24 protein-coding genes are annotated in these 26,015 nt (G+C 69.5%); 14 read left to right on the top strand and 10 right to left on the bottom strand.

Features of this window, described 5'->3' with window-relative positions:
• Positions 1-505: 505 nt before the first annotated feature.
• The gene (locus tag ACZ64A_RS27420) at positions 506-1,189 is read right to left on the bottom strand and encodes a hypothetical protein (RefSeq protein ID WP_469814017.1); all 684 of its coding nucleotides are present in this window, start codon (positions 1,187-1,189) and stop codon (positions 506-508) included.
• A gap of 450 nt (positions 1,190-1,639) precedes the next feature.
• Here ACZ64A_RS27420 and ACZ64A_RS27425 point away from each other — a divergent pair, with 450 nt between their 5' ends.
• Positions 1,640-2,680, top strand: a complete 1,041-nt coding sequence (locus tag ACZ64A_RS27425) for an LGFP repeat-containing protein (protein ID WP_469814019.1) — start codon at positions 1,640-1,642, stop codon at positions 2,678-2,680.
• Positions 2,681-2,763: 83 nt separating this feature from the next.
• Here the strand turns inward: ACZ64A_RS27425 and ACZ64A_RS27430 are convergent, their stop codons facing one another.
• Complete coding sequence (locus tag ACZ64A_RS27430) at positions 2,764-3,801, bottom strand: C40 family peptidase (RefSeq protein ID WP_469814020.1); 1,038 nt, start codon at positions 3,799-3,801, stop codon at positions 2,764-2,766.
• A 429-nt stretch (positions 3,802-4,230) separates the two neighbouring features.
• On the opposite strand from ACZ64A_RS27430, the gene ACZ64A_RS27435 reads away from it, so the two are divergent.
• On the top strand, positions 4,231-6,444 hold the full coding sequence (locus ACZ64A_RS27435; RefSeq protein WP_469814022.1) for a helix-turn-helix domain-containing protein: 2,214 nt from the start codon (positions 4,231-4,233) through the stop codon (positions 6,442-6,444).
• Positions 6,445-6,528: 84 nt separating this feature from the next.
• On the opposite strand, the gene ACZ64A_RS27440 is transcribed toward ACZ64A_RS27435, so the two are convergent.
• Both ACZ64A_RS27440 and ACZ64A_RS27445 read right to left on the bottom strand, forming a co-directional pair.
• The gene (locus tag ACZ64A_RS27440) at positions 6,529-6,954 is read right to left on the bottom strand and encodes a DUF4267 domain-containing protein (RefSeq protein WP_469814024.1); all 426 of its coding nucleotides are present in this window, start codon (positions 6,952-6,954) and stop codon (positions 6,529-6,531) included.
• 193 nt (positions 6,955-7,147) lie between these two features.
• Positions 7,148-7,594: an anthrone oxygenase family protein gene (locus tag ACZ64A_RS27445; protein ID WP_469814312.1), complete on the bottom strand. Its 447-nt coding sequence runs from the start codon at positions 7,592-7,594 to the stop codon at positions 7,148-7,150.
• A 90-nt stretch (positions 7,595-7,684) separates the two neighbouring features.
• Between ACZ64A_RS27445 and ACZ64A_RS27450 the strand changes: the two genes are divergently transcribed.
• From ACZ64A_RS27450 to ACZ64A_RS27465, 4 genes are all read left to right on the top strand, one after another.
• Positions 7,685-8,275: a TetR/AcrR family transcriptional regulator gene (locus ACZ64A_RS27450; RefSeq protein ID WP_469814025.1), complete on the top strand. Its 591-nt coding sequence runs from the start codon at positions 7,685-7,687 to the stop codon at positions 8,273-8,275.
• A 139-nt stretch (positions 8,276-8,414) separates the two neighbouring features.
• A complete protein-coding gene (locus ACZ64A_RS27455) occupies positions 8,415-9,620 on the top strand; it encodes a cytochrome P450 family protein (RefSeq protein ID WP_469814026.1) in 1,206 nt (401 codons plus the stop codon).
• Positions 9,621-9,834: 214 nt separating this feature from the next.
• Positions 9,835-10,554, top strand: a complete 720-nt coding sequence (locus ACZ64A_RS27460; RefSeq protein WP_469814027.1) for a dienelactone hydrolase family protein — start codon at positions 9,835-9,837, stop codon at positions 10,552-10,554.
• Between the two features lie 183 nt (positions 10,555-10,737).
• The gene (locus ACZ64A_RS27465; RefSeq protein WP_469814029.1) at positions 10,738-12,762 is read left to right on the top strand and encodes a hypothetical protein; all 2,025 of its coding nucleotides are present in this window, start codon (positions 10,738-10,740) and stop codon (positions 12,760-12,762) included.
• A 225-nt stretch (positions 12,763-12,987) separates the two neighbouring features.
• On the opposite strand, the gene ACZ64A_RS27470 is transcribed toward ACZ64A_RS27465, so the two are convergent.
• The 4 genes from ACZ64A_RS27470 to ACZ64A_RS27485 form a co-directional block, all read right to left on the bottom strand.
• Entirely contained in the window at positions 12,988-13,701 is a 714-nt protein-coding gene (locus ACZ64A_RS27470) for an alpha/beta fold hydrolase (protein WP_469814031.1), read from the bottom strand.
• Between the two features lie 168 nt (positions 13,702-13,869).
• Positions 13,870-14,655 (bottom strand): phosphatase PAP2 family protein, encoded by a 786-nt coding sequence (locus ACZ64A_RS27475; RefSeq protein ID WP_469814033.1) that lies wholly within the window; start codon positions 14,653-14,655, stop codon positions 13,870-13,872.
• Positions 14,656-15,609 carry a YihY/virulence factor BrkB family protein gene (locus ACZ64A_RS27480; protein WP_469814035.1) on the bottom strand — a complete coding sequence of 318 codons (954 nt, stop codon included), beginning with the start codon at positions 15,607-15,609 and terminating at the stop codon, positions 14,656-14,658.
• The gene (locus tag ACZ64A_RS27485) at positions 15,609-17,357 is read right to left on the bottom strand and encodes a bifunctional phosphatase PAP2/diacylglycerol kinase family protein (protein ID WP_469814036.1); all 1,749 of its coding nucleotides are present in this window, start codon (positions 17,355-17,357) and stop codon (positions 15,609-15,611) included. The genes ACZ64A_RS27480 and ACZ64A_RS27485 overlap by 1 nt, the downstream gene beginning before the upstream one ends.
• Before the next feature lie 254 nt (positions 17,358-17,611).
• Here ACZ64A_RS27485 and ACZ64A_RS27490 point away from each other — a divergent pair, with 254 nt between their 5' ends.
• Positions 17,612-17,995 (top strand): hypothetical protein, encoded by a 384-nt coding sequence (locus ACZ64A_RS27490; protein WP_469814038.1) that lies wholly within the window; start codon positions 17,612-17,614, stop codon positions 17,993-17,995.
• 141 nt (positions 17,996-18,136) lie between these two features.
• Positions 18,137-18,316: a hypothetical protein gene (locus ACZ64A_RS27495; RefSeq protein ID WP_469814040.1), complete on the top strand. Its 180-nt coding sequence runs from the start codon at positions 18,137-18,139 to the stop codon at positions 18,314-18,316.
• Between the two features lie 43 nt (positions 18,317-18,359).
• Here ACZ64A_RS27495 and ACZ64A_RS27500 read toward each other — a convergent pair whose 3' ends face one another.
• Positions 18,360-18,605, bottom strand: coding sequence for a hypothetical protein (locus tag ACZ64A_RS27500; protein ID WP_469814041.1), 246 nt, complete (start codon positions 18,603-18,605; stop codon positions 18,360-18,362).
• 252 nt (positions 18,606-18,857) lie between these two features.
• Here ACZ64A_RS27500 and ACZ64A_RS27505 point away from each other — a divergent pair, with 252 nt between their 5' ends.
• Together ACZ64A_RS27505 and ACZ64A_RS27510 are read left to right on the top strand one after the other, a co-directional pair.
• Positions 18,858-19,883: a DUF2599 domain-containing protein gene (locus ACZ64A_RS27505; RefSeq protein WP_469814043.1), complete on the top strand. Its 1,026-nt coding sequence runs from the start codon at positions 18,858-18,860 to the stop codon at positions 19,881-19,883.
• A gap of 41 nt (positions 19,884-19,924) precedes the next feature.
• Positions 19,925-20,533 carry a phosphatase PAP2 family protein gene (locus ACZ64A_RS27510; protein ID WP_469814044.1) on the top strand — a complete coding sequence of 203 codons (609 nt, stop codon included), beginning with the start codon at positions 19,925-19,927 and terminating at the stop codon, positions 20,531-20,533.
• A 67-nt stretch (positions 20,534-20,600) separates the two neighbouring features.
• Here ACZ64A_RS27510 and ACZ64A_RS27515 read toward each other — a convergent pair whose 3' ends face one another.
• Entirely contained in the window at positions 20,601-21,026 is a 426-nt protein-coding gene (locus ACZ64A_RS27515; protein ID WP_469814045.1) for a DUF6003 family protein, read from the bottom strand.
• 322 nt (positions 21,027-21,348) lie between these two features.
• On the opposite strand from ACZ64A_RS27515, the gene ACZ64A_RS27520 reads away from it, so the two are divergent.
• The 4 genes from ACZ64A_RS27520 to ACZ64A_RS27535 all read left to right on the top strand — a co-directional run bounded on the left by ACZ64A_RS27520 (position 21,349) and on the right by ACZ64A_RS27535 (position 25,996).
• Complete coding sequence (locus ACZ64A_RS27520; RefSeq protein ID WP_469814047.1) at positions 21,349-21,636, top strand: DUF4190 domain-containing protein; 288 nt, start codon at positions 21,349-21,351, stop codon at positions 21,634-21,636.
• Positions 21,637-21,693: 57 nt separating this feature from the next.
• Complete coding sequence (locus ACZ64A_RS27525; RefSeq protein WP_469814048.1) at positions 21,694-23,277, top strand: FMN-binding glutamate synthase family protein; 1,584 nt, start codon at positions 21,694-21,696, stop codon at positions 23,275-23,277.
• A gap of 14 nt (positions 23,278-23,291) precedes the next feature.
• Complete coding sequence (locus ACZ64A_RS27530) at positions 23,292-25,055, top strand: thiamine pyrophosphate-dependent enzyme (protein WP_469814050.1); 1,764 nt, start codon at positions 23,292-23,294, stop codon at positions 25,053-25,055.
• A gap of 95 nt (positions 25,056-25,150) precedes the next feature.
• The gene (locus tag ACZ64A_RS27535; protein ID WP_469814052.1) at positions 25,151-25,996 is read left to right on the top strand and encodes an RNA polymerase sigma factor SigF; all 846 of its coding nucleotides are present in this window, start codon (positions 25,151-25,153) and stop codon (positions 25,994-25,996) included.
• Positions 25,997-26,015: the final 19 nt, after the last annotated feature.

A 26,015-nucleotide genomic window follows, 5' to 3' on the forward strand; every position in this document is an offset into this window, starting at 1 on the left:
CTTGAGTGAATTCAGAGGTTCGCTTCATGTCCACCTCGATCTCGCGGTGGCGGGCCCACAGCGCCGACGGGCAACCGCGACGGCACGGTAGGACCCATCAGGCGTCCGCGGCGGACCGCGGAAGGCCCATTCCCGCTCGCCCGCCCGCCCGCACGCGACCGTGGCCTTCGGCGAATAACTGTCCGGTTCCCCCCCCGGGACGTCGTTGCGCCGCTCGGCGAGTGGGGCGTGGGCCGTCGAACGCCGCGCGCCTGGCGCGGGCCTCGTGGACGGACCCGACATGGGCCGCCGTCCGCCATCCGGGGCGCGCGGTCGCCACCGCTCCGGGCCGCGCGCGGCGGTACGGCGAGCCGCAGGAGCCGACGCGCCGGTGCCCGTCGGCCCTTCGCATGCGCCGGCGTGCTGCGGAGGCCGCGCCACCGGGCACGGGGGCGCGTCTCAAGGACCACCGCGCAGCCCTTCCACCGAGAAGACGACGAAATTTGCCCGTCTCGTGGTTGCCCTCTCAGCCTGCCTTCGACAGGGTCGCACCCTCCAGATTTGCCTTGCAGACTCTCAGGCTTTCCATCTTCTTGAGCGTGAACTCGATAACATACCTCTGAGTGTCGGCGTTTCTTGCGGTAAGTGCTATTTCGATCCTAATGGGCTGATTTTCGCATTCGACGCCGCCTATCCAGACGGGGTTATCGTTGGAGATCTTCAGGTCGTCAGCACTATATGGATACAGTCCAAGAAAGATGCCGGTCACTGCTGGCCGGTCTGGCGTGGCAGAGATGCGGGCCACATGCACGATGTCCACCAAACGAGCAGCCGTGACCGGGATGGGCAGCGAATTCGCCTCAACATCCCCCCACTTCAACTCCCGGGTCGGCGGCAGTCGCCCGGGCGTCGGCAGGGTGACCTTGGTTACCAGTACCATTGTGCCCTCTGCTGTGGAGCGGCCGTCGTTGAGGATGGGCAAACGGAGCCAACAGCGAAATTCATCGGGATCTCCGTCACCCATGTCAAAGTTGGCGTACGGCATGGAGGTCCATCTGGGACCATGGTCGTCCGAATTCAACGCCTTGAGGCGCGGTTTCTTCAGCCATCCGGCGATGATGGGGCCAGCGACAGCCACAATTACCGTACCCACGGTCCCAAAGGCGATCATCACTTCCCAGGGATTGGTGGCGGCTTCGGAGAGATGCATTTGAATCCCCCGTCCCCTGGCCTGGAGGCTACTTCTCTCTTGCTTCCATTCTGTGCGCCTGCAGCACACTTCGCCACTGGCGCATGTGCCTACTGCGGCGAACTCCAGCAGAGTCCAATGTCCTTGGGATCGACGTCGTACTGCCTCGAAGACCTTGGGTTCACACGCAGCACGCGAGCTCGCCGGGCAGCGGGTATTACCGGCCCCAGGGCGAGTGTTTGCCCGACCGGCTCGACGCCGTCCGGCAGGGCGACCTGTCCAGCCTCCACACCCGCGCCGCAGCATCGACCGCGACCGCGACGCTGATGTACCGGCTGCGAATGGCCGGTGGCAGCCCGGCAACCGGGGGCTGTTCGTTGTCTGATTGCCGTTTGGCTCGAAGACGGTCATGGGCTCGACGGACCGGCCGGCAGCAGGTTCGGGCACCCGGGGCCGGGGCAGGAAGCGGCCATGCATTCCTCCCTCAGGCGTATCGGATTACTCCTGGCGGCCCCGGTCGTCGCCCTCGCCCTGGTCGCCGTCGGCTTCACCGTCGGCGTCACCCCCGCCTCCGCCGAAGTCTTCTGCGGGTCCCGCTCCGTGGACGGCGCCATCTGGACCGAGTACACCCAGACCCCCGGCGTCCAGCGGTCGCTGGGCTGCCCCACCACCGACGAACTCGGCACTCCCGACGGCGTCGGCCGCTTCCAGGGCTTCGACAACGGCTCGATCTACTGGACCCCGGACACCGGCGCACACGCCGTGTGGGGCGCGATCAGCCGGCACTGGGCCGACCTGGGCTGGGAGCGCGGCTATCTGGGCTACCCCCTCACCGACGAGATCACCAACCCCGACGGCTACGGAGTTCGCCAGCAGTTCCAGGGCGGCACCGTCTACTGGAGCCAGTACAGCGGCGCCCACGCCGTACACGGCGTCATCGGCTGGTGGTGGGGACAGAACGGGTACGAGAGCGGCTTCTACGGCTACCCGACGTCCGACGAATACAAGGAGGTCCACGTCGGAGGCAACGAAGACAACAACACCGGCGTCCGGCAGAACTTCCAGTCCGGCCGCTACATCCTGTACAGCGGCGGCCAGTCCAACGCCTTCGAAAGCTGCCACACCGCGTGCATCGGCTACGGCGGCATCACCAACACGAAGTGGGTGAAGAAGACCGAGGTCTACATGAACCTGGCGGACCAGAACAAGCGCTCCACGCATGTCACCCCGACCGACGCCGCGTTCGCCAGTACCTCGCGCTCGGACACCGCTTCCAGCGATCCGGCGGACAACTGGAAGCAAGTCTGGTCGAACACGCTCATGTTCCCGCACGCCACGCAGGGCGAGATGCACTCGACCTACGAGCAGCTGTACTGCCACGCCTCGTACTCCTACCCCGACGGCAGCAGCCACAGGGGCGGTCCGACCTGGGACCTGGAAGCCTGGCACTACGACATGGTCCCCTACGACGCGAGCAAAGCACTCCAGACCGGCTGCAACTGGGGAGAGTGACCACCGTCTGACCCACGTCCCCCTGCCCGAGCCGGCGGGGGACGTCGCTGTCTCCGCAACGCCTGCCTCGGCGCCGGGTCGGGTCAGACGCGGACGCCGAACATGAAGGGTCCGCCGATGGTGTCCATCGACTCGTATCGGACGACGGTGCCGGTGCGGGGGGCGTGCAGGATCTGGCCGTTGCCCGCGTAAAGACCCACGTGGTGCAGGTCGTTGAAGAAGAAGACCAGGTCACCGACCTGGAGCTGGCTCCTTGTCAAGCGCGTGCCGATGCCCGACTGGGCCTCAGAGGTGCGCGGTATGAAGACGTCGGCCTGGGCGTAGGCCCAGGAGGTCAGACCCGAGCAGTCGTAGGAGGAGGGACCGTTGGCACCGCGGATGTAGGGCTTGCCGAGCTGGCTCTGGGCGGCCGCGAACGCGGCGCCGGCCCGGCCGGAAGCGGGTGCGTGGTGGCCGATCTGCACGCGCTCGGCGGAGGAGCGGTCGGCGCGCTGCTGCTCGGCGGCGAGGGCCGCCTTGTCCTTGGCGGTCAGGGTGTTGAGCAGCTTGTTCGCCTCGGCGAGCCTGCTCTGGATCTGCTTCTTCCTGTTGCCCAGATCGGTGCGGGTGGAGGCCAGGTCTTTCAGCTTCTCGGTGGCCTCGGCGCGCTGCTGGGCGAGTTCGCGCTGTTTGCCCTGGATCTTCCTCAGCGTCTCCACCTGCCGGCTGCTCAACTGGTCGAGCCTGGTCGCCTTGTCGAGGAAATCGTCAGGGTCGGAAGAGAGCAGGAGCTGCACCGAGGGGTCGATGCCTCCGGAACGGTACTGGGCCGAGGCCACTGAACCCAGGCCCGTGCGCAGCGCGTTCAGCTCCTGCTGGCCGCGGGCGACGCTGTCCTGGATGGTGGCGACCTCCTTCTGGAGCTTCTGCTGCTTCTCATCGGCTCCGTTGTACTTCTCCGTGGCCTGCTCGGCCTGCTCGTAGAGCTGGTCGACCTTCGCCTTCACCTCGTCCTTGCCGAGCTTGTGACCGGGCAAGGCGTCGGCGGCGTTCGCGCTGAGTGCTACGGCAGCGGCGGCTGCGGTGGTGAGCACGCTCACGCGCGCGCGGCTCGGCTGCTTGGGTCGACGATGGGAGGGCACGGAATCGGACTCCTGTTCCTTCGGTCAGCGGTCGACGCGCCGGTGGCCTGGGAGAGGGGCGGACCTGCAGAGGGGGAGGGGAGGAACCGGCGTCCTGCGGCACAGTGGATCACGGGCGTGCGGAGGTGGACCATGCAGAACTACCGGCAGAAGTAGCTCGGGGTGTTCGCACCTACCGCACTCGCCCGCCGAGCCCGCATGCTGCTCGGCAGGTCGCCCGACACCGGCCGGCGGCCGGCGCCGTGCGCGCCCGAACACGGTGGCGGGGGCCGGCGCAGACAGATGTCCGCCTCTGCGCCGGTGCTGCTTCCGGCCAACCCCGTGCAGGAGGCAACTGCGCGTTTCACCTGCGAAAGCAGTCACGTGCATACTTCTGCGGGAGAGGTACGGCGTTCAGGCTGGCCCGCACTGACCAGGGGACATCCACACATGGGCACCGGTACACCGGCCACCGGCGGCTTCGGCGCGCTTCTGCGAGGCCTGCGGACGGCGGCCGGGCTGAGCCAGGAGGAGCTGGCGCAGGCCTCGGGGGTGAGTGTGCGGGCTCTGTCGGACATGGAGCGCGGACGCTCCCGTGGGCCGCAGCGCCGCACTGTCCAGGCGCTGGCCGCAGCCCTGGATCTGGACGCGGCCGGTGCCCGGGAGCTGGAGTACACCGCGAGCCTGGGCCGTCCCCGCCGGGCCCCCACGAAAGAAACCCCGCCACCAGCCGCCGTAGTGCCCGCTGTTGCGCAGCCTGATGCGCCCGATCTTCTGCCGCGCGCTCCACGCGGCTTTCACGGGCGGGCGGCGGAGCTCGACGCTCTGTCCCGGGCCGCCGCGGGCGAGGCACCCGTCTGTCTGGTCGTCGGCCCCGCCGGGGTCGGGAAGACAGCCCTGGTACTGCACTGGGCCCACCACGGCTGCGCCGAATTTCCCGACGGGCGGCTCTACACCGACCTGCGGGGCTTCAGCGACACGGGCGAGCCTGCCCTCATCGAGGTGCTGCGCGAGTTCCTGCCGGCGCTCGGTGTGCCGCACGGCCGGATACCGGAGTCGGCGAACGGCGCGGCCGCGCTCTTCCGGTCGCTGGCTGCCGACCGCCGGCTCCTCGTCGTACTCGACAACGCGCGCAACTCCGAGCAGGTCAGGCCGCTCCTCCCAGGCGGTCGCCGCTGCGTCACCGTCGTCACCAGCCGACACCGGCTGCCGGGGCTGATCGTCACCGACACCGCCAGGCCCGTCGCCGTGGACGTACTCGGGCCCGAGGACGGCATCATGCTCCTCGCCGAAGTGCTCGGCGCACAAAGGGTGCACGCTGAGCCCGCGGCTGCGCGACAGCTGGCCGAGCTGTGCGGCGGGCTGCCCCTCGCCCTGAGGGTGGCAGCTGCCCGGCTGGCGCAACGGCCCGGCTGGTCGCTGGGCGCGATGGCCACCGAACTGTCCGACGAGACACGCCGGCTGAGTCTGCTCGACGTCGAGGACACCGGCGTACGAGCGGCGCTACGCGTGACGCTGCAACAGCTCCCCTCGCACGTCTCCCACCAGTTCGCCTGTCTCGGCTGCCACCCCGGCACGCACGTCGACCGGTATACGGCGGCGGCCCTGGCCGACACTGACCCGTCAGCCGCCGAGACCGCCCTGGAGCGGCTCGCCGCAGCGCACCTCGTCACGGAGACGGCGCCCGGCCGCTGGACGATGCATGATCTCGTGCGGCTCTACGCACGCAGTCTGAACGCCGGACCCGATGGACTGACGCGCGTGCTCGACCACTACATCGCCACGGGACTCGCGGCCGTGGCGGCGGCCGAGCCCGGCAACGAGGAGTGCTTCCCGCTGCCGGCCCACTTCCTGCCGCCCGCCACCGTACGGGAGTTCGCCGACCGGTCCGCCGCCGTGGCCTGGTACGCGGCCGAGCGGGACGACCTGACGCTGGCGGTGGCCGCGGCGCACACCGCCGGACTGCACGACCGGGCCTGGCGGATCGTGCTGACGCTGTGGCCGCTGATCGTGTGGCGCGTGCGGGACGGCTGGGTGCCGCTCCTTGAGACCGCACTGGCCGCGGCACGGGCCGACGCCGATCAGTACGGCGAGTCACGGGTACTGAATGTGCTGGGCTGGGTGCTGATCGAGGTAGGGCGCATCGCCGAGGCGCTGACGCGTCTGGCGGCCGCCTCCACGCTCGCATCCCGGGCCGGTGACGCGGTGGCCGAGGCGAACGCCCTGATCGTTCTGGGCGTCGCGCAAGCCGCGCTCGGCGACCTCGACGAGGCCGCACAAGGATGCGAGCGGGCGGTGGAATTGGCGCGCAAGGCCGACGACCGGACCATCGAGCGACTGGCCATGCAGCACCTCGCCCGCCATCGGGCCGACGCCGGAACAACTGGCGCCAGGCCCTCGACACGGCCACCGAGGCCTTGGCCTTCGACGACCGACCGAGCACGGCCGACGTGCCTCGGACACTGCTGCTCATGGTCAAGGGAGAGGCGCTGCTGGGTCTCGGCCACGAGGCCGAGGGCATCGAGCAACTCGAGCTGGCCGCCCGCGAGGCCGAGACGTCCGGCTACGACGACGGCGCGGTACGGGCGCTCGGCGTACTGCTGCGAGTGTCGGCGGATGCGGAACTCCCCGCCCGTTACGAGGCGGCAGTGGCGCGCCTCATGACGCGAACGTGAAGTCCTGCAGCGGGTCTTGCACGCCAGCCCGCACCCCCGGCGGGTCGGTCACGGCCCGGCCCGGTAGGTGCCCCTAGGCGGCCTGCGGGCTGGGGATCTCCGGAGTGGTCGCGGCCCTGCGCGTCTCGTGCACGATCGACAGGCCGTTGATCACCATCAGTGTGGCGGTCAGTCCGTGAACGCCGAGTGCGGTGGCCATGGAGCCGTGGTGGCTGAGCACGGTGGTCATGTCGCCGTATGCGGCGAGTGCCTCCACCAGTAACACCCAGCCCAGCGCGCGGCGCTGGCCCGTCACGAGCAGGACGGCCAGGACCAGGGCGAGAACGACGTCGCGGATCCCTTTGATGATCAGGAAGCCGCCGCCGTCGCCGGACGGCCAGCTCGGCAGGCCGAAGCCGGGCGCCGTCGTCTGCGGACTCAGGATGAACTCCGTCCCGAACCACAGGATGAAGAGGATGAAGGCGGCGGCGAGGACGGTGTTGATCTTCTTCAGTGACATGGTCCTTCTCCTTGCGGGTCTTCGTCGGCAGGGTGGGCTTCGCAGAGCTTGCCGAGTCGCGCGGGGCCTGCTCGGGCCGCGTACAGGCGGCTGTTGGCGGGGCCGCGGCTTGCCCGGATCGCAGTAGGGGATGAGAGCGACAACCGCGTCACCGGATGCTGGCGGCCGGGCGGTCGGCGAGGCGGTGGTGGTGTCAGGTGAGGGCGGTGACCAGGAGGGTGAAGGCGGCGATGATGACGGCCACGCGGAGGTAGTGGTAGCGGCCCCAGCGGTTCAGTTGCTGCTTCCAGTCCGCGGGCCGGTTGTCGGGCGTCCAGGTCTTGTTGCGGTTGTTGATCGGGACGAGCAGCAGCATCGACATGACCACGCTCACGATCAGCAGGCCGGCGGCCGTGACAACGAGTCCGGCACCGTGCTGGTGCCACCCGGCGACGGCCCAGACCGCGCTGAGGACGAGCGAGCCTATGTACCAGAACGGCATCAAGGAGCCGAGCATCCGGCCACCGTGTGCGTGCCCGAGCTGGCCGCTGTCCTCGGGAAGCGCATCCAGGATCCGGCTCATGATGAAGGCGACGGCGAACTCCACCCCCACCATCAGGCCGACGACGACGGTGGTGACGACCTTGAGCGCGTCGAGCATGACGATCCCTCCGATTTCTAGCACTGCTAGATGTTGATGCAACGCTAGCGCTGCTGACGCTCGAATGTCTAGCAGTGCTAGAATCGGATCATGTCGGTAAAGGAACGCAAGGAGCGCGAACGAGCGGCACGCGAACGCCTCATCGTGGCGGCGGCCCGCGAACTCGCCGAGCGGCAGGGTTGGGACGCGGTGACCACCCGCCGGCTCGCCGAACGCATCGAGTACAGCCAGCCCGTCCTCTACAGCCACTTCCGAGGCAAGCGCGAGATCATCGGCGCCGTCGCCCTGGAAGGCGCCGCCGAACTGGCCGTGGCGGTACGGGCCGCGACCGCCGGCGTGGACGGCCCGCGCGAACGGGTCGCCGCCCTGGCCCGCGCCTACCTCGACTTCGCCGAGGGCAACCCGGCGGTCTACGACGCCATCTTCCAGCTCGACGGCGGCCTCGCCTACGCGCAGGAGGACACCCCCAAGCAACTGAAGGACGCCTTCGCCGCACTGATGGAGACCCTCCAGGAGGTCGCCGGGCCCGGCGTCGACCCGGGGCTGTTCACCGAGGTGTTCTGGGCGTCCCTGCACGGGATCGCCACCCTGACCCGAGCAAGCCGCCTGCTGCCCGAGTTCGCGGAACAACGGGTGGAACTGCTGGTGGACCGGCTATGCGCCGGCGCGACTGCTGCTTGAGGAGCCCAACAGCGACTGAAGTGACGCGAGGTCTCCATATGAGGCGCGAAGGGGTTGATCGCCGGCTGTCGTGTACCTGCTAGGGTCGCACCTGACGTATAAGCGGGGAGTACTCCCCACTTCTGTCCGGGAGCCGTCAATGCGCACGCAGCACCCCACCGTCCGACTCGCGGACCTCACCGACGACTTCACCGCCGACCCCTACTCCGCCTTCACCGCGCTGCGCTCCCGCGGCTCTGTCCACTACGTGCGCTTCCCCACCGGGGACGAGTCATGGCTGGTGGTCGGGCACGAGGAAGTACGCGCCGCGTTCGCCGATCCCAGGCTGCGCAACGACGTACGGCACTCTGCCGACTTCGAGGACGACGGGCTGTACGCGGTGGGCCGCAACATGCTCCAGGTCGATCCGCCCGATCACACCCGCCTGCGCACCCTGGTGGCCCGCGAGTTCACCGCCCGCCGCGTCCAGGCGCTGCGGCCCCGCGTGCGGGAGGCGGCCGGTGCGCTCCTGGACGCCGTGGCCGCCGACGGCCGTGCCGACCTTGTGGCTGCGTACGCTTATCCGCTGCCGCTCACCATCATCTGCGAGCTGCTAGGGGTGCCGGACGGGGACCGGGCTGCCTTCCGGGCATGGTCCACGAAGGTCGTCGCCCTCGATGACGCGGAGCAGTCCGCCCGCGCCGCGCAGGAGATGGCCGCGTACCTCGCGGGGCTGGCGGAGGAGAAACGGCGGCTTCGCCAGGGGGCGGAGAGCGACCTGCTGCACGCCCTGGTCCGCACCCACGACGGGGACAGCACCGACCGGCTCACCTCGCAGGAACTGCTCGGCATGGCCTTCTTGCTGCTCGTCGCAGGGCACGAGACCACCGTCAACCTCATCGCCAACGCCGTCCACCTGCTGCTCGGCCATCCCGGGCAGCTCGCCGCGCTCCGCGCCAAACCCGAGTTGCTGCAGGGAGCCGTGGAGGAGACGCTCCGCTTCGAGCCGCCGGCACCGGCGGCCACCTACCGCTACACCGCCGAACCGATCAGCCTCGGCGGCGCCCGGATACCGGCCGGCGCGCGAGTCGTGCTCTCCATCGCCGCCGCCAACCGCGACCCCGCGCGCTTCCCCGCCCCCGAACGGTTCGACATCCGCCGCGATCCGGCCGCGACCCGCGCCCAGCTGGCCTTCGGACACGGACTGCACCACTGCCTGGGCGCCCCGCTGGCCCGCCTGGAGGCGACCCTGGCCCTGCGCATCCTGCTGGACCGCTTCCCCCGCCTTACCTTCGACGGTGACGGCACACCGAGGTGGCGCACCAGTCTCATGCGGAGCCTGCGAGAACTGCCGGTCCGCTGGTAGACATGGGCTCCGCCGCCGACCGCACGGACCGCGCCTAGGACAAACTTCCACCAGTGTCCCACTGGAGCGACGCGAGCACGCAGGGGTCTGTCGCGGCAAACCGGTCTGTGACGGAACCTGTGAGTCATCGCCGCACCCGGAGACACGAGCGTGCTGTTCTGCCTGCGGCAGAACAACGGTCCGACCGGGCTCGACGATCCCTATCGTCCATCTCATGACGACAGTGGCAACGCGCACGGTGGAGTACCCGGCCGACGGCCTGACCATGATCGGGCACCTCGCGCTGCCGGCCGGTGCCGATCGCCGGCCTGCGGTCCTGGTCGGGCCGGAGGGCCCGGGGCTCAGCGACGTTGAGCGCCGCCGGGCCGATGCGCTCGCCGAACTGGGGTACGTGGCGCTGGCCTTCGACATTCACGGCGGGCGCTACCTGGGCGACCCCGAGGAGATGCTGGCCCGTTGTATGCCGCTGCTCGCCGACCCCGACCGGATGCGGGGTATCGGTCACGCGGCGCTCGACGTGTTGCGCGCCGAACCGCGGACCGACCCCGACCGGATCGCCGCCGTCGGTTACGGCACCGGGGGCGCCATCGCGCTGGAACTCGGGCGCGACGGTGCCAACCTGCGGGCGATCGGGACGGTCAACGCACTGACCACAGGCCGACCGGGCGAGGCGGCACGCATTCACTGCCCGGTGTGGGCCGGGGTCGGATCCGAAGACCCGATCATGCCCCCCGCACAACGGGAGGCGTTCACCGCCGAGATGCAGGCCGCGGGCGTCGACTGGCGCCTCGTGGTCTACGGCGGCGCCTTGCACGCCTTCCACAACCCGCCGGTCGACCACCCCACAGTCCCCGGCGTCGGCTACCACCCACGGCACGCACAGCGCGCCTGGCGCGACATCGTCGACCTGCTCGCCGAGTGCCTGCACCCGTGACGAAGTGACCGCGGCAGCACCGCGATGATGCTGGGCAGCGCACCGGGCCGGTCAACCGCCACAGGCTCCGGTTCACGGGACATCGGCCAGGGCGCCCTATGGCTTCGCGCCGCTGGCCGCGATGTCAGACCCCTGCGTCATGATCGGACCCATGGGACCTTCGAGTGCGACAGGGGAGACGGGATGACGGGCGGTGGGCTGCGGGCGGCGGACGCCGAGGTGGTGGCCGTGGATGACTACGGCGTGGCGGCCGCGCTGGACGGGCTGGTCGACGGCTCCGGGTACTGGACCCGTAAAGGCGTGCTCGCCGGTATCGAGCGGACGGGCCGTTACCTCGACGGGACATGGGAGCCGGTCGCGCCGCAGGACGGTCCGGGAACCGCGGGAGAGGGCTCCTGGACGCGCTTCATGGGACGTATCGCTGCCGTGGCCTTGCGCGCCGCCGTGGAGCCCACGCGTGAGGAGCGGCGCCGGCGGCTGCTGGCGCTGCTGGAGATATGGGCGGACAGCCCCTTCGCCGATCCGCGGGCCCGGCTCCGCACCGGCCTGGTACGGGTGGCCGACGGCGACCCCGTGGCCGTCCGGGACGAGCGGGGGGCGGCCGTCGCGGTCGGCTGGGCCCCCGACGGACTGCGGAAGTTCGTCGACCTGCGGACGGGAGAGGCGGAGCCGCCGAGCCTCGGGACGATCGAAGAGGCGACCGACGTCCCCCGCGGGGGATGGGGCAGCGCCGGGCAGGTACGCCGGCTGGTGGACCTCGTCCGGGAGCGCGGGCCGGTGCCGTGGGACCTCGATGCGGTGGCCGCGCTGCGGAACGGCACGGGCATGGGCCGCGCCGCGGCGTCCTTCGCGCTGGCGGGCATGCTCACCGCCGGCTATCTCCCCCGCCTCGACGACCGGGAGCGGAAGATCCACCGGCTCAAGGTGGCCGAGATCGAGGACGGCGTCCGCGAACCCGGCCGCATGCGCACCCTCGACCGCCTCGACCTGGCGGCGGACGTCCTGCCCGAAGACCCCGCCGAGCTGTGGGAGCCGCAGGGCATGCGTGCCGTTGCGGAACGGCTCGCGCAGGCGTGGCGAGAGCGGTACGGCCGGCGGACCGTGGTCCCGCAGCGCACCTTCGACGCGGTCCTCGACCTGCACCGGCCCCTGATGTCGGCGGGCCGCTTCTGCGCGGCGTTCACCGACCACGCCTCGATCCCCGGCCTCGGCTCGGACCTCGACACCTGGGTCCGCAACAGCGACTTCCGCCCCTTCCCGACCGCCGAGGGCTGGACCCTCGTCGAGTTCCAGGAGACGCTGAGGACCGTCGTCCCGCACCTCTTCCCGGTCTACGCCGAGCTCCCCGCCGGCGACCCGGTCCGGGCCGGAGCTCCCGGCCTCGTACGAGCGCTGCTGGAGCGGCTGAACCACCCGGGCCTCCTGCTGGACGCCGGCGACCTCAGCCACACGGTGGGCGGCACGGTCGCCGACGTGCACGACCGGTTCGGGTTCCGCCCGTACGAGGGTCCGGAACCACTGGACGTCGCGAGCATCGACGACGGGCTGACCGTGGTCGTGGACGGCACCGTCGACCGCAGAGGCGACCGCTCCCGGCCCCAGCTGTACTTCCGCCCGGCGTTCTACGGCGACGACGACCGCTCCCGCACCCTGCGCGCGGCCCGCTCGGGCTCCCGCTACGACCCCGATCTGGAGCTGGTCGAGTGGCTGCGGAGCCCGGTCTGCGCGCGCATCGTCGAACGGCTCGAGGACGGCACGCTGCCCTCCGGGTCGTACGAGACGAATCCCGCGCACTCCGCGCCCGAGGTGCTGGGACAGGTCGTCACCGCACTCGGTATCGACGAGGACGCGGCAACGCTCTACCTCCAGTTGCTGACCCTGCGGGCGCCGAGCGACCGCAGTGTCCGTACCTGGAACGGCTGGCAGACCGCCCGGCACCACAAGGCCGCCGCCGTGCTGGTCGAACGCGGCCTGGTCGTCGAGGACAAGCGCCCCCGCGCGGGCCGCGGGCTGTTCCTGCCGGGCGAGTGGATCCACGCCGCGAAGCCCTACGTGCCCATGGAGGCGTGGAAGGCGGACCTGCTCGGCATACGGCGCTCCTACAACGGCCGGCTGGACAACCCACCCCCGCTCCCGACCCACACCCTGCCCGAACTGTTCGGCCATGCCTGGACCTTGGTCGAGCAGGGCCGGGGTCCGTCGGCGTGAGAACCCCGCGAGAGCCGCTGGCCGGAGGCAAGGTCACCGGCCCGGCGCGCCCTGTCCCCCCGGACCATCGGATGCGCCGCTCTCGGCTCTCGGGTCGCGCTGCTTGTGGCGGGGATCGGGTTCCAGGTGCCGTCGGTCAGCTTCAGGGCGTGGGACTGCACGCACTGGTCGCCGGACGCGACACACAAGCGCGTCCAAGACCAGCCCGCAGGCATGGAGGTGCTCTCACTCCACGACAGCATTGAGGAGAATCTGCGCCAGCTCGCTCGGCTGGGAGAACATCGGCCAATGGCCGGTGTCCATCTTGACCAGCCGCCAGCACGTGCTGTTCAGCAGCTCAGCCACATCTTCGTCGGGCCCGGCTTCGTCGGGCTCGGCCCCCGGCATCACGCACAGGATGTATGTCGCCGGCAGTTCACCGAGTGGCCCCGCCAGCACAGCGGGCTCGGTCAGCGTGGCACCTGGGTGAGGCGTCGAGCCACGCACGAGGCGTGCGATCTGCTCATCGGTGAGACCTTCGCCGTCGTAATGAGCGGCTGGCGCCAGCGGCCAAAACCCTCCGTTCTCGGCGATCGATGCCTTCACTGCCGCCCCGCCGTCCGGCCAGGCGGAGACAAACGACTCGCCGTCAGCTGGAACACTTGAGTCGACGAATACCACGCGGGCCAGTCGGTCACCGATCCGCTCCGCGGCCTGACCTACCGGGATGCCCGAGTAGCTGTGACCCACCAGGACTACGTCCCGCAGACCCTGGCGTTCCACCTCGGCAACGATGTCCTGAACGTGGGTCGCTTGCCCCGCCGGCACACCCTGCTTGTCAGCAAGACCGGACAGCGTCAACGGATAGACGCCGTGGCCCGCAGCACGCAGATACGGCACCACCTCGTCCCACGCCCACGCCCCGAGCCGTGCACCGGCAACCAGCACGAAATTCACCATGCCCGCACCGTAGCCGGGCAGCCTGACGATCTCCTAGAAAACACTTTCGATACACGCCCCAAAGGATGTTGCAGAAGGCTCGGTTCGGCCCGGTGGTGGCCGGCCGTGGTGCCTGCCCCTGGCGGACCGGGTTCCGTACGAAGAGGGTTCAGGGTGCGTTCATGCGCCTCACGGTTCGGGCGTGGCCTCGGTGAGTTCCGGTTCCAGGCCCTCGGCGACGGGCGCGTCGTTCTGGCCGGCTTCGGCGCGCCATGTCTCGAAGGCCCAGGTGGTGACGGCGACGACGGCCAGGCCGAGGAGCCAGCCGCCCAGGACGTCGCTGAACCAGTGGACGCCGAGGGCGACCCGGGTGAAGCCCACGCCGACCACCGAGAACGCAGCGAGGCACCAGCACGGAATCCGCCAGCTCCGTGGGATCAGTGGCAGCAGCACCAGCATGAAGACGGCGAAGGACGTGGTGGCCGTCATCGCGTGGCCGGACGGGAAGGAGTAGCCCGGCGCGTGCGCGACCGGGTCCTGCAGAGCGGGCCTTGCACGCTCGACCACCGTCTTGACCAGCAGGCCGATGAGTCCGCCGGCTGTGGCGGTCACGGCCGCCCAGGCCGCCAGGCGCCATGCCCTGCGATAGAGCAGCCAGGCGGTCAGCAGCGCGACGGCCGTGCGGAGGGTGACAGGGTCCCAGACCCGGTCGGACAGCACGTGGAGGACGTTGGTCCAGGCCGGGTGGTGGATCGCGACCTCGTGCAGACGTCGTGCGGCGCCCATGTCGACCCGCCGCAGCGGCCACCACTGCCCCTCGACCAGAACCAGCAGCAACCCGAAGGGGACCGCGGCTGCCGCGGCGACGGCCGCCGAGACCAGCAGCCGTGCACCGAATCTGCGGTCGGCACGTCGGCGGCGTTCGCCAAGGCGTCGTAGGGCGCTCCGTGCGCTCCGTGGGCTCCGTGTGACCATTCAGACTCCCGGATCGGCTTGGATCGGTTCGGGACGCCGTCCCCGAGCTGCCTCCAGCTGAGCGGCGAACGACAGCCCGAGGAACAGGGCGATGGAGGTGAGATAGGCCCACAGCAGCAGTGACATGAAGGCGCTCAGAGGGCCGTAGATGGAGTCGAAGGATCCACTGATGTCGAGGTAGAGACTCAGCAGCCAGGTCAGCGTCATCCACAGCACCAGGTAGACGGCCGCGCCGAAGGCCAGCCACGTGTAACCGGGCTGTTTGCGGCGCGGAGAGCGGCGGAAGACGACGCTCGCCGAGATCAGGGCGAGCAGAAACCCGAAGGGCCAGCGCAGGATGCCCCAGGCATGCTGGGCGCTGCCGCCCAGGTGGTAGACCGTCACCGCCGCCGAGGCGAGGTCACCGCCGGCGACCATGACGATGAACCCCAGGCCGAGCGGAAGCCCGGCGCTGACGGACATCACCAGGCCGCGCAGATACTTGTGGCGGAAGGGGCGGTCCCGTTCGTTGCCGTAGATCCGGTTGGCGCCCCGCTCGATCTGGCACATGGCGGTGGTGACGTTGACCAGCGAGAAGACGGCGCCGAGCCAGAGGGCGACCTCGGCGCCGCCGCCTGCTGTGCGCCGGCTGCGCTGGAGCGCGTCGTCGACGACATCGGCGCTCGGGCCCCGGGCGATCCGGTGGATCGTCAGTTCCGCCATTTTCCCGATGTTCTCGGTGTGCAGGGTGGTGGACAGACCGACGAAGGCGATCGCCAGGGGTATGACGGCGAGGACCGTTTGCAGGGCGAGGGCTCGGGCGTGACTGAAGCCGTCGGCGTAACGGAAGCGGGTGAAGGCATCCCGCAGCAGTGACCAGCCGCCGTAACGGCGCAGTGCTGCCCAGGCCTCGTCGGCGGACAGTTCCTCTCCGCTCATGTCCCGTGTCTCGGGAACCTTCGTGGCGGTCCCCATCACTTTCCTCGCCTGGGGAGCAGCATGGTCAGGGCGCCCGGCTCGGCTTCCACGATCAGGCGGCGCCCCGGCGTCACCGGATCGCCGTCCAGTTCGCGGGGCTGCGGGGTGCCGAAGGTGATCTCGGCTCGCCGGAAGGTGAAGAACTCCACGGGCGCACCCTGCGAGCAGCCCTTCTGCTCGCGGGCGGTGCCTGCGGCCGGCGACGCCTGCGTGGCTGTACCTCGAAGCAGCGCCCATACGGCGCGCATCCAGCCGTTCAGCCCGCGCGGGTCCGCAATCAGCAGGTTGAGCCGTCCGTCGTCGGTACGGGCACCCGGGAGCAACGTCATACCACTCTGTACGGTGCCGACGTTGCCGAGGAGCACCATGCGGGCCGTACGGCTCAGGGCCGGCGCGTCATCCAGACGGACGCTCACCTCCATGCGAGGGGTGCGAAGTACCCGCAGGAGCGCGACGCAATAGGCGGGCCAGCCCAGCACGGACTTGGTCCGGTCGCTGTCGTTGGCGCGCTGGATCATCGCGGCGTCCAGACCGGCACCGGACATGGCGGCGAAGTGGGTGGCGGTCAGGCCGTCGCCTTCGATGCGGCCCAAGTCGACGCGGTGGGCGGCACCGCGCAGCGCTGCGTCGAGTGCGTCCGCGGGCTTGAGCGGCAGTCCGAGATTTCGTGCGAGGAGGTTGCCGGTGCCGCAGGGCACCAGGGCAAGCGGGATGCCGCTGCCCGCCAGGGCGTCGGCGGCCGCTCGGACTGTACCGTCACCGCCGCACACGACGACCAGGGCCGCGCCGTCGCGGACCGCGCCTGCCGTCTGCCCGCCACCGGGGTCGTCGGCGGTGGTCTCGATGAACGCGGGGGAGGCACAGCCGTGCTGTTCCAGGACCTGCTGCAGGGCGTCGAGGTCGGCCTGGTCGGTGGTCGTGGGATTGAAGATCACAGCAACGTGGCCGGACAACCGCTCACTGAGTTCGGCGGCGGGCGTGGCCTTCGGCGGTGCGGTCACGAACCCGTCCGTGAGCACGGCGCGTCCAACGATCAGCAGCGACAGACAGCCGTTCACCAGGCCGCCCGCAACATCGGTGGGATGGTGCATCCCCCGGTAGAGGCGGGCGGCACCCACGAGCAGGGGGACGAGGAACAGCAGTGCGGCGACGATCGTCCGCCATGGGCGCCGCAGCCGGGACAGCGCCAGCACGGCCAGGCCGCCATAGATCGCCGTGGCCGCGCCGGTGTGGCCGGAGGTGTAGCTGGAGGTGGGCAGGGAGCCGTCGAGACGGTGCACGTCCGGACGGTGACGGTCGACCGCCATCGTGACGACCAGGAAGACGAGCGACTGCAACGACACGGCGAGAGCGAGGAAGGCAGCCTGCCGCCACATCGGCAATCCGGGTATCAGGACCAGACCCAGACAGCTCAAGAGGGTGAGGGCGATCACCGCCGTGGTGTTGCCGGCCTCCGAGACGATCGACGACAAGGCGGTGAGGGAGCCCGTGCGCATCCGCTCCAGGGCTTCGTTGATCTTGTCCTCGACCGTCATGGGCCACAGGCCGTGGGCGGGGCCGGTGATCAGCAGGCCGATGCCCACCATCAGCGCTGCCTGAGAGACGGTCAGCGCGCTGATCCACCGAGCGGACCAGCCGATCCCGCGCGGCACCGTGGACCGACTGCTTCCGCCGGCGCCGCCCCGGCCTTCCCCGGGTCTGTCCCCGGGCGACTCGGCGGGTCTCTCCGTTACAACCGTCGGCATCCGTACTCCCGTGATCAACGTCCTGCGGCGATGTCGGACCGGAGATCGTCCTCTCCGGTTCACCGCCGTATGCCCGCTGAGATCGCAAGCAGACAGGCGACGTGGGGCGGCGCTGTTGCGGTGTGGGTCTCGACGGATTGCAACCCGATGAGCCGCCGGCATCGGCCGGCGTGAGCCCTGCGCGGAGCCGCGTCCCGGGGAGCCCACCCGAAGGGCGGAGCCCGGAGACCGGCGAAGGGGGGAATGTCGAGGGCATGACTTTGCCTGAGGACATGAACGGCAGCGGTGTCACGAGGGTGGGCGCGCGGCCGTTCGCCGAAGTCGAACGTGCACTTGAGGAGCTCGCGGTCAACGGTGCGGAGCGCTCGTCGCAGTTCTTCATCGGGGCGACTGCGGCGTACGAGTGGGTGCTCGGGCGTATCGAGAATCCCCCGGTGACCGGCCGGGGCGGCCGTGGCACCTTGGATCTGCCTCGGCTGACGTCCGAGTTGGACGCGGCTGCCGGCCTGCTCGAAATCCCTGATGATCAGCCCGGCAGCCTTGACTTCGTGCGCGGGGTTCGCACGGCTCTGGCGTGGGTGTGCGGTGATGATCAAGTCTCTGTGGCCGCCAGGGCGTCACGCCACGACCTCATGTGAGCTCACCGATTGCGGATCACGCGGCTGATCTTCGGGGGTGTGCGGGACGCGACGGGTCCCACGGTGCCCAGGGCCATCTCACAAGTGTTTGCACCGGCCACGAGGAGGGTCCACAGTCGGGAGTGGAGACAGGAGAACGCCGTGATCGTCCTCGCTACCCTTCTGCTCGTCATCGGGATGATCTTGCTTGTCCTCGGGACGATTTTGATCGCTCTCGGAGCTTTTTTGATTGCTGCCGGGATGCTGTTGATCCTCATGGGGATGGTCTTGATCGCAGCGGGTGTGTACTTGCTCATCCGGAGAGCCCTGAGGCGGCACTGACCCTGGAGAGAGGATCTTCAGGTCGAGCCGCACACGGAAATGGCTACGGCAGCCAGGACGTCAGAGGGTCACGGCACTTGGAGACGTCCGGTTGTTCCGCGCACTGCTGGTAGGCGCGCTCTGCGGGGAGACGAGACAGTCCGAGCATGGCCAGCGGAAGTCCGGCGATGATCACTGTCATGACCACGAGGGCGATCTTCGCCGTCTTGCGCAGGGAGCTGCGTTTCCTGGGGCGCCCAGCGAGTCGTGAGACCCCCGTTGATGCTGCGGGGTCGTTTGCCTTGGTCATGCGGACAGATTAGGGCAGGAGCCGGCCACCCACCCAGGGGCAGGAAGCGGGGGGATTCATACCGCTGCTTCACGCCATGCTCGCGTCAAGAATGTCTCTGGTCCGCCTTGTTTTTTGACAAGGCGTCAGGCCGCCCGTGTACGCCCGTGCGAGGATCCCTGGTCGACGTGGTCGTGAAGATTGCGTGCACATCACGCACGTCATCTGCACATTGCTCCAGCGCCACGAGCCACTGACCAGAGGGGGAAATGCATGCGCGTGAAGGCCCTGTCCAGACCGCTCGCCCTTGCCGCGGCACTCATGCTCTACACGGCAGGTACGGCCCTGGCCGACGACGCTCCCGCCGACCCACCGCCCACGCCAGACGCCATCGCCCAGCAGGTCAACAGCGTGGCGCCGCAGGCCGACGTCGTCCCGCCCGTCGAGAGCAAGGACGACGGCACACTCACCTCGGCCGGCAGCGACATCACGGTGACTGCCCCGAGCGACAACTCCGGCATGGTCCAGGTGGCCCCGGCCGACTCTCCCGCGGACGCCATCGGGATCGGCCTGCCCGGTGACCAGAGCAGCGGTGCCGCAGTCGCCTCCGACGGCACGATCACGTATCAGGGCTCCGCGCCCTCCACCGACCTTGCGGTGCAGCCGCTGGAGCAGAGCGTCCGCCTGGAGACTGTCGTCCGGGACGGCAGCGCCCCGACCACCTACACCTATCCCGTCAGCCTTCCCGCCGGGGCGAGCATGGCCGCCCAGGAGGACGGCAGCGTCCTGATATCCGGCAGCGACGGCGCCTCGCTCGGCGCCTTCGCGGCGCCGTGGGCGAAGGACGCGAACGGCACGGACATTCCGACACACTACGAAATACAGGGCGGCTCACTCGTCCAGGTCATCGACCACACCACCAACGCCGGCGTCGCCTACCCGGTGGTCGCCGATCCATGGCTGTGGCGCGACCTCATCCACAGCGCCAGCTGGACCTACCACTCCGGCTACGGCTGGACCCTGAAAGTACAGCCGACCGACTGGCAGCGCTTCTTCAACGGATACGCTCCCGCGGTGGCCGGATGGAACGAGCTCTACGCCAAGTACAAGAACCACGGCCTGAACACCAACCTCGGGTCGATGAAGAACCAGTACCTCTGCCACGTACTGATCGTCTCCTGGTACTCGCCGAACAAGTCCACCTGGGACCTCGACGAGTGGAGGCCCGACGTCGGCCTGACCGAGACCATCAACCACAAGTGCAACCCCGGCCCGGGAGGCTTCCCCGGCGAGTGGTGAGCTCGGCCAAGCAATGAACGACGGATGAAAGGCAGTACGGCATGGCAGCGCCGTTCACTCCGCTGACGACGGCGGACCGCGACATCCTGCGGTGGCTCGTCGCTCACCGGAGCGTCGGCTGGACCGGTCTGGCCAAAGGGCTGATGGGCCTCGGCGTCAGCGTGGTCTTTCTCGGCCTGGCGTTCCTCGCCGTCCTGCTCACCGCGGTGCTGGTGCGCGCTCTTCGGCCGATGCTTCTGGCGGCGTGCGGTGCCGCGATCTTTTCGGTGGCCTCTTCCCTGGTGCTGAAAGGCCTCATCGCACGGCCGCGGCCGCCCGCCGGCCTGGCACTCGTCCAGGCCGGCGGGTACTCCTTCCCGTCAACCGACGCCGCTCTGGTCGCCGGGTTCACGATCGCCGCGGTCCTCAGCGTGCGGTGGCCGAGCCGGCTTCGACGACGGACCGGGACCGCCCTCGCGATCGCGGCGAACCTGGTGACCGGGTTGGCCCTCGTCTATCTCGGGGTTCACTGGACGACCGACGTGCTGGCGGGATGGCTCCTGGGCGGAACCACCGGCGCCCTCGCCGCCATGCTCACACGCCGGCACAGCCCTGATCGCACCCCGTCCCGCCCGTCACATCACACCGTCGACGAGAACGCACACGGCTGAAGATTTGACGAGCCAACGCGGTGACTCGAATACTGCGGCCGCCGCATCGGCACCCGGCGAAGCCTCGTCAGGTCTGCGTCAGTCTGCCGATGTCCTGGGGATCGAGCCCGGTGAGTTCGGCGATGCGTGGCGCGGGGACACCAGCGGTCAGCGCCCGATGAACGAGAGCCTCCCAGTCCTGGGTGGTCTCCCGGTACTCCAGGAGCTCCCTCTCCATGTCCATGACCGAGTGCGGAGCGCACTGTTCCTGCACCCGGAGCGCCTCTTCCTCACTCAGCGGGACGGGCAGGCGCTCGGCGTCCTGCGGGATGAGGGTCTCCCAACCGGCAGGAAGAATCCGGATCCGGTCGGAGGTGGCGGACACCTCGTGGGCCGACAGCCACGCTCGGACGGCCGGCGTCTCGGCGCATTCCAGGCTGCCCACCGCTGCCATGGCGGCCCCCATTCGTGGATAATCCTCGGAGACAAGGAACAGGTACGCGTCATCGGCCATCGCTCGGCATCGCTTTCTCTGGTGTAGCTACGTGCGGGTGATGCTGGCACCATAAGGGTGGCGGGGTTTCCTGCGTCCAAATGGCCCGTCGGTGTTCATGAATTCGCGTCTACAGTGGCGTCTTGTTGCTTGCTCGAGCCCCGGATACCCCTTGTCGGCGTCGACATCCGCGCTTTGTGAAGGCGGCCGGGCGGATGGGGCAGCGTGGACTGTCGGCATGTTTGGCAGGGGGCGGGGCATGGGTGCGGTCCAAGCCGCTTCCCGGTCACCCGACCAACCGGAGGCGTGCGTCCGTTCCTCATGACCCACTCTGGAGTTCTCGATGACAAGTCACTTCAGTTCGCAGACCGTGTCCTACGGCACGCGCACCAATGGTCTGGCCATCGCGAGCCTGGTGTGCGGCGTCGCCGGCATTCTCGCTCTGAGTGTTGTCTTTGGGCCGCTTGCCATTGCCTTCGGCGTGCCGGCCTTGCGTCAGCGGTCGGCCGAGGGCAGCCTGGGCCTCGCAAAGGCGGGCGTGTTCCTTGGAGCCGTGGACCTGCTGTCGTTCGTCGTGCTGCTGGCAGTGGCGGCATTCAACGGCGACTTCGTTTCGTATCTGGGCAGCTGAACTGCGGGATTCTCCGCCGCCGCGCATGATGCGCGGTAACCGGGCAATGCGCGGGATGTGATACGCGTTGGAATCGTCGTCCTGACCCTGGTGGCCGCTCTCGTGGCCTCTGCCGCCGCGATCGGGATCGCCCCCTCTTGGTGGTTCGCGGCCCTTCCCCTCGCCTTCGTCGGCGTGCTGGGTGCCTGGGACCTTGTGCAGCGTCGCCACTCGGTACTGCGCAACTATCCCGTACTCGGCCATGCCCGCTACCTCATGGAGCGCATACGCCCCGAGTTGCAGCAGTACTTCATCGAGCGGAACTACGACGGGCGCCCGTTCGACCGGGACGTGCGCAGCATCGTCTACGAACGCGCCAAGGGCACCGACGCGGAGGAGCCGTTCGGCACCGAGCGGGACGTGTACGAGCCGGGTTACGAGTTCCTGGTCCCGTCCATGGCGCCGTGCCCCGTACCGAAGGACCCGCCACGCGTGCGGATCGGCGGCCCGGACTGCAGCCGCCCGTACGACATGGCTCTGCTGAACGTGTCGGCGATGAGCTTCGGCTCGTTGTCCGCCAACGCGGTCCTCGCGCTGAACGGGGGAGCCGCAGCCGGGGGTTTCGCACAGGACACCGGTGAGGGCGGGCTGTCCGAGTATCACCTTCGTCCCGGCGGCGACCTCATATGGGAGATCGGCACCGGATACTTCGGCTGCCGTACCGAGGAAGGTGACTTCGACGCCGCCGAGTTCGCGGACAAGGCAGCGCACGACCACGTCAAGTGCGTGTCCCTGAAGCTGTCGCAGGGGGCGAAGCCCGGCATCGGCGGTGTCCTGCCCGGAGCCAAGGTGAACGCCGAGATCGCCCGGGTCCGCGACGTACCCGAAGGACGGACGGTCGTGTCACCGCCGTATCACCGGGTGTTCTCCACACCGCGCGAACTCGTGCAGTTCATCGCCCGCATGCGCGAGCTGTCCGGTGGCAAGCCCACGGGGTTCAAGCTGTGCGTGGGCTCGCGCCGGCAGTTCCTGGCCGTGTGCAAGGCCATGCTGGAGGAGGGCACGACGCCCGACTTCATCGTGGTGGACGGCGCCGAGGGAGGGACCGGCGCCGCGCCACTGGAGTTCGCGGACCACGTGGGCACCCCGCTCACCGAGGGCCTGCTCACCGTGCACAACGCCCTGGTGGGCGCGGGCCTGCGCGACCGGATCAAGATCGGGGCGAGCGGAAAGATCGCCACCGGCACCGACCTGGTCAAACGCATGGTGCAGGGCGCCGACTACGGCAACGCCGCGCGGGCGATGATGTTCGCCGTCGGCTGTATCCAGGCGCAGAGGTGCCATACGAACACCTGCCCCACCGGCGTCACCACCCAGGACCCCCGCCGTGCCCGCGCCCTGGACGTGCGTGACAAGACAGAGCGCGTCCAGCGCTTCCAGGAAGCGACCGTGGCCGGCGCACTGCAGATCATGGCGTCCATGGGCGTGACTGACCCCGCGCAACTGCGCCCCCACATGCTCCGCCGGCGCGTCGACCCTCTCACCGAGCGCTCCTACGAGGAGCTCTACGAGTGGCTCGAACCAGGGCGGTTGCTCGCGGAGCCGCCGGCCTCATGGGCGACCGACTGGAAGAGCGCCGACCCCGACTGCTTCACCGTATGACCTGGAGGACTCACGTGGCCCGTACTGTTGCCCGCGTCATCGTCGACGCCCTGAGCGAACTCGGCGTACGTCAGGTGTTCGGCGTCGTGGGAGACGCGCTCAATCCCCTCACCGACGCCATCCGCACCACCGACGACCTGGAATGGGTGGGCTGCCGGCACGAGGAGGCCGCCGCTTTCGCCGCGAGCGCCCAGTCGCAGCTCACCGGCACCCTCGGCGTGTGCATGGGCACGGTCGGACCCGGCTCCGTCCACCTGCTCAACGGCCTCTACGACGCCGCCAAGAGCCATGCCCCGGTCCTCGCCATCGCCGGTCAGGTACCGCTCGCCGAACTCGGCAGCGACTACTTCCAAGAGGTCGACAACGACGCCCTCTTCAGCGACGTTGCAGTCTTCCGCGCGACCGTCACCTCACCCGACCAGCTGCCGCAGATGCTGGAGACGGCGGTGCGCCACGCACTGGGCCGCAAGGGCGTGGCCGTCCTCACCGTGCCGGGTGACCTGGGCGAGCGGGAACTGACCGCCGACCGGCCTGCCCGCTTCTCCCTGAACGCACCGGTGAGCCGCCCGGAGGAGTCCGCCGTCCGCCGTGCCGCGGAACTCCTCGACCACTCCGAACGCGTCACCCTGCTCGTCGGTGAGGGAGCCCGCGCCGCCCGCGACGACGTCCTCGCGCTCGCCGACCGCCTGGCCGCTCCGATGGTGCTCACGCTGAAGGCCAAGGCGGGTTTCGAGGGCGACAGCAACCCCTTCCAGGTCGGCCAGACGGGGCTGATCGGCAACCCGGCGGCAGCGGCGGCCCTCCACGACGCGGACACCCTTGTGCTGCTCGGCACCGACTTTCCCTACCGGGACTGGTATCCCGAGGGACGCACCGTGATCCAGGTGGACACCGAGGCCACCCACATCGGCCGCCGGGTGCCGGTCGACGTCGGGCTGGTGGGGGACACCGGCGCCACCGTGCGCGACCTGCTGGAGCATCTCGCTGCGGCGCCTGCCGGCTCGGAAGGCGCACGGGACCGCTCACACCTCGAGGGGGCCCGCGAACACTTCGACCGGTGGCGCTCCGGTCAGGCCCGGCTCGCCGACCCGGCGCACGACAAGGGCCTGGTGGGCCGCATCCGCTCCGCGCTGGACAACCGGTCGCACGACATCCGCCCGGAGGTGCTGGCTGCGGCCGTCGACCGGGTCGCGGCCGACGACGCCGTCTTCACCTCCGACACCGGTATGGCCACGGTGTGGCTCTCCCGCTTCGTCGAGATGCGTGATGAGCGACGCCTCATCGGGTCCTACAACCTCGGCTCCATGGCCAACGCCATGCCTCAGGCGCTGGGCGCGCAATGCCTGGACCGCGACCGCCAGGTCGTCGCCTTCTGCGGCGACGGCGGACTGAGCATGCTCCTCGGCGACCTCATGACCTTGAAGACGTACCGGCTTCCGGTCAAGCTCGTCGTCTTCGACAACCGCCGGCTGGGCATGGTGAAGCTCGAACAGGAGCAGGCCGGCCTGCCCGAGTTCGGCACCGTGCTCGACAATCCCGACTTCGCCGCCGTGGCCGAGGCCATGGGCATCACCGGCATCCGTGTCACAGATCCGTCCGACGTGGAGGATGCGGTGCGACGCGCCTTCGACACGCCCGGTCCCGTACTGCTGGACGTCCTCACCAACCCCGACGAGATCGCCGTCCCGGCCAAGCCGACCGTCGAGCAGGGCTGGGGGTTCGCCGTGGCCAAGGTGAAGGAAGTCGTACGAAGCCACGGGGAGACGAGCGGAGACTGAAAAGTTCCGAGGCATGCCGGCCCTGATCGGGGGTATCCGCGAGCTTGCCGGACGACGGGCCGGCGCGAGCAGGGCTGATCGAAGGGGGAGGGCGCATGATGACGACGGCGACCACGGGGACTGCGGTGCAGACGGTGGGCGTTCCGGAGGTCGTGGAGCCCTCCAAGGTCGCGCCGAAGGACGCGCGACAGCTGTCGAAGCTGTTCTTCGACGAGTTGGCGGTGCTGGAGGAGGGAACGCCCGAGTTCCAGTACGCGCGCAACACGCTGATCGAGCTGAACATGTCCCTCGTCCGCTTCGCGGCCGCCCGGTTCCGCAGCCGTGGGCCGGAGGAGATGGAGGACATCGTCCAGGTCGGCATGATCGGGCTGATCAAGGCCATCGACCGGTTCGACCTGTCCCGCGAGGTGGAGTTCACCTCCTTCGCCGTCCCCTACATCGTCGGCGAGATCAAGCGGTTCTTCCGCGACACCTCCTGGGCCGTGCACGTCCCGCGTCGCCTGCAGGAAGCCCGTCTCGAACTCGCCCGGGCCAACGACGAACTGCGCAGCCGGCTGGGCCGGGCGCCGACGACCAAAGAGCTCTCGGAGCTGATGAGCCTGCCGGAGAACGAGGTCGTCGAGGCGCAACTGGCCTCCAACGGCTACAACACGTCCTCCCTGGACGCGGCGATGACCAGCGGTGAGGACGGCGAGGCCGCGCTGGCGGACTTCATCGGCAACGAGGACGCCGCCCTCGCCCTGGTCGAAGACTTCCGCGCGCTCGCGCCGATGATCGCCGCACTCGACGAACGTGACCGTCAGATCATCCACTGGCGCTTCATCGAGGAACTGACCCAGGCCCAGATCGGCGAACGCCTCGGAGTCTCCCAGATGCACGTCTCACGGCTGATCACCCGGCTCCTGTCCCGCTTGCGCGAAGGCATGCTCAGCACGGACTGAGTGCCGGCAGCCGGCAGCC

The organism is Streptomyces sp. NPDC104814, assembly GCF_055583185.1.

Bases quoted from the DNA above. Each gene is read 5' to 3' on its own strand.
- ACZ64A_RS27420 (WP_469814017.1), bottom strand. From the start codon at position 1,189: ATGCATCTCTCCGAAGCCGCCACCAATCCCTGGGAAGTGATGATCGCC.
- ACZ64A_RS27425 (WP_469814019.1), top strand. From the start codon at position 1,640: ATGCATTCCTCCCTCAGGCGTATCGGATTACTCCTGGCGGCCCCGGTC.
- ACZ64A_RS27435 (WP_469814022.1), top strand. From the start codon at position 4,231: ATGGGCACCGGTACACCGGCCACCGGCGGCTTCGGCGCGCTTCTGCGA.
- ACZ64A_RS27440 (WP_469814024.1), bottom strand. From the start codon at position 6,954: ATGTCACTGAAGAAGATCAACACCGTCCTCGCCGCCGCCTTCATCCTC.
- ACZ64A_RS27445 (WP_469814312.1), bottom strand. From the start codon at position 7,594: ATGCTCGACGCGCTCAAGGTCGTCACCACCGTCGTCGTCGGCCTGATG.
- ACZ64A_RS27450 (WP_469814025.1), top strand. From the start codon at position 7,685: ATGTCGGTAAAGGAACGCAAGGAGCGCGAACGAGCGGCACGCGAACGC.
- ACZ64A_RS27455 (WP_469814026.1), top strand. From the start codon at position 8,415: ATGCGCACGCAGCACCCCACCGTCCGACTCGCGGACCTCACCGACGAC.
- ACZ64A_RS27460 (WP_469814027.1), top strand. From the start codon at position 9,835: ATGACGACAGTGGCAACGCGCACGGTGGAGTACCCGGCCGACGGCCTG.
- ACZ64A_RS27465 (WP_469814029.1), top strand. From the start codon at position 10,738: ATGACGGGCGGTGGGCTGCGGGCGGCGGACGCCGAGGTGGTGGCCGTG.
- ACZ64A_RS27470 (WP_469814031.1), bottom strand. From the start codon at position 13,701: ATGGTGAATTTCGTGCTGGTTGCCGGTGCACGGCTCGGGGCGTGGGCG.
- ACZ64A_RS27475 (WP_469814033.1), bottom strand. From the start codon at position 14,655: ATGGTCACACGGAGCCCACGGAGCGCACGGAGCGCCCTACGACGCCTT.
- ACZ64A_RS27480 (WP_469814035.1), bottom strand. From the start codon at position 15,609: ATGGGGACCGCCACGAAGGTTCCCGAGACACGGGACATGAGCGGAGAG.
- ACZ64A_RS27485 (WP_469814036.1), bottom strand. From the start codon at position 17,357: ATGCCGACGGTTGTAACGGAGAGACCCGCCGAGTCGCCCGGGGACAGA.
- ACZ64A_RS27490 (WP_469814038.1), top strand. From the start codon at position 17,612: ATGACTTTGCCTGAGGACATGAACGGCAGCGGTGTCACGAGGGTGGGC.
- ACZ64A_RS27500 (WP_469814041.1), bottom strand. From the start codon at position 18,605: ATGACCAAGGCAAACGACCCCGCAGCATCAACGGGGGTCTCACGACTC.
- ACZ64A_RS27505 (WP_469814043.1), top strand. From the start codon at position 18,858: ATGCGCGTGAAGGCCCTGTCCAGACCGCTCGCCCTTGCCGCGGCACTC.
- ACZ64A_RS27510 (WP_469814044.1), top strand. From the start codon at position 19,925: ATGGCAGCGCCGTTCACTCCGCTGACGACGGCGGACCGCGACATCCTG.
- ACZ64A_RS27515 (WP_469814045.1), bottom strand. From the start codon at position 21,026: ATGGCCGATGACGCGTACCTGTTCCTTGTCTCCGAGGATTATCCACGA.
- ACZ64A_RS27520 (WP_469814047.1), top strand. From the start codon at position 21,349: ATGACAAGTCACTTCAGTTCGCAGACCGTGTCCTACGGCACGCGCACC.
- ACZ64A_RS27535 (WP_469814052.1), top strand. From the start codon at position 25,151: ATGATGACGACGGCGACCACGGGGACTGCGGTGCAGACGGTGGGCGTT.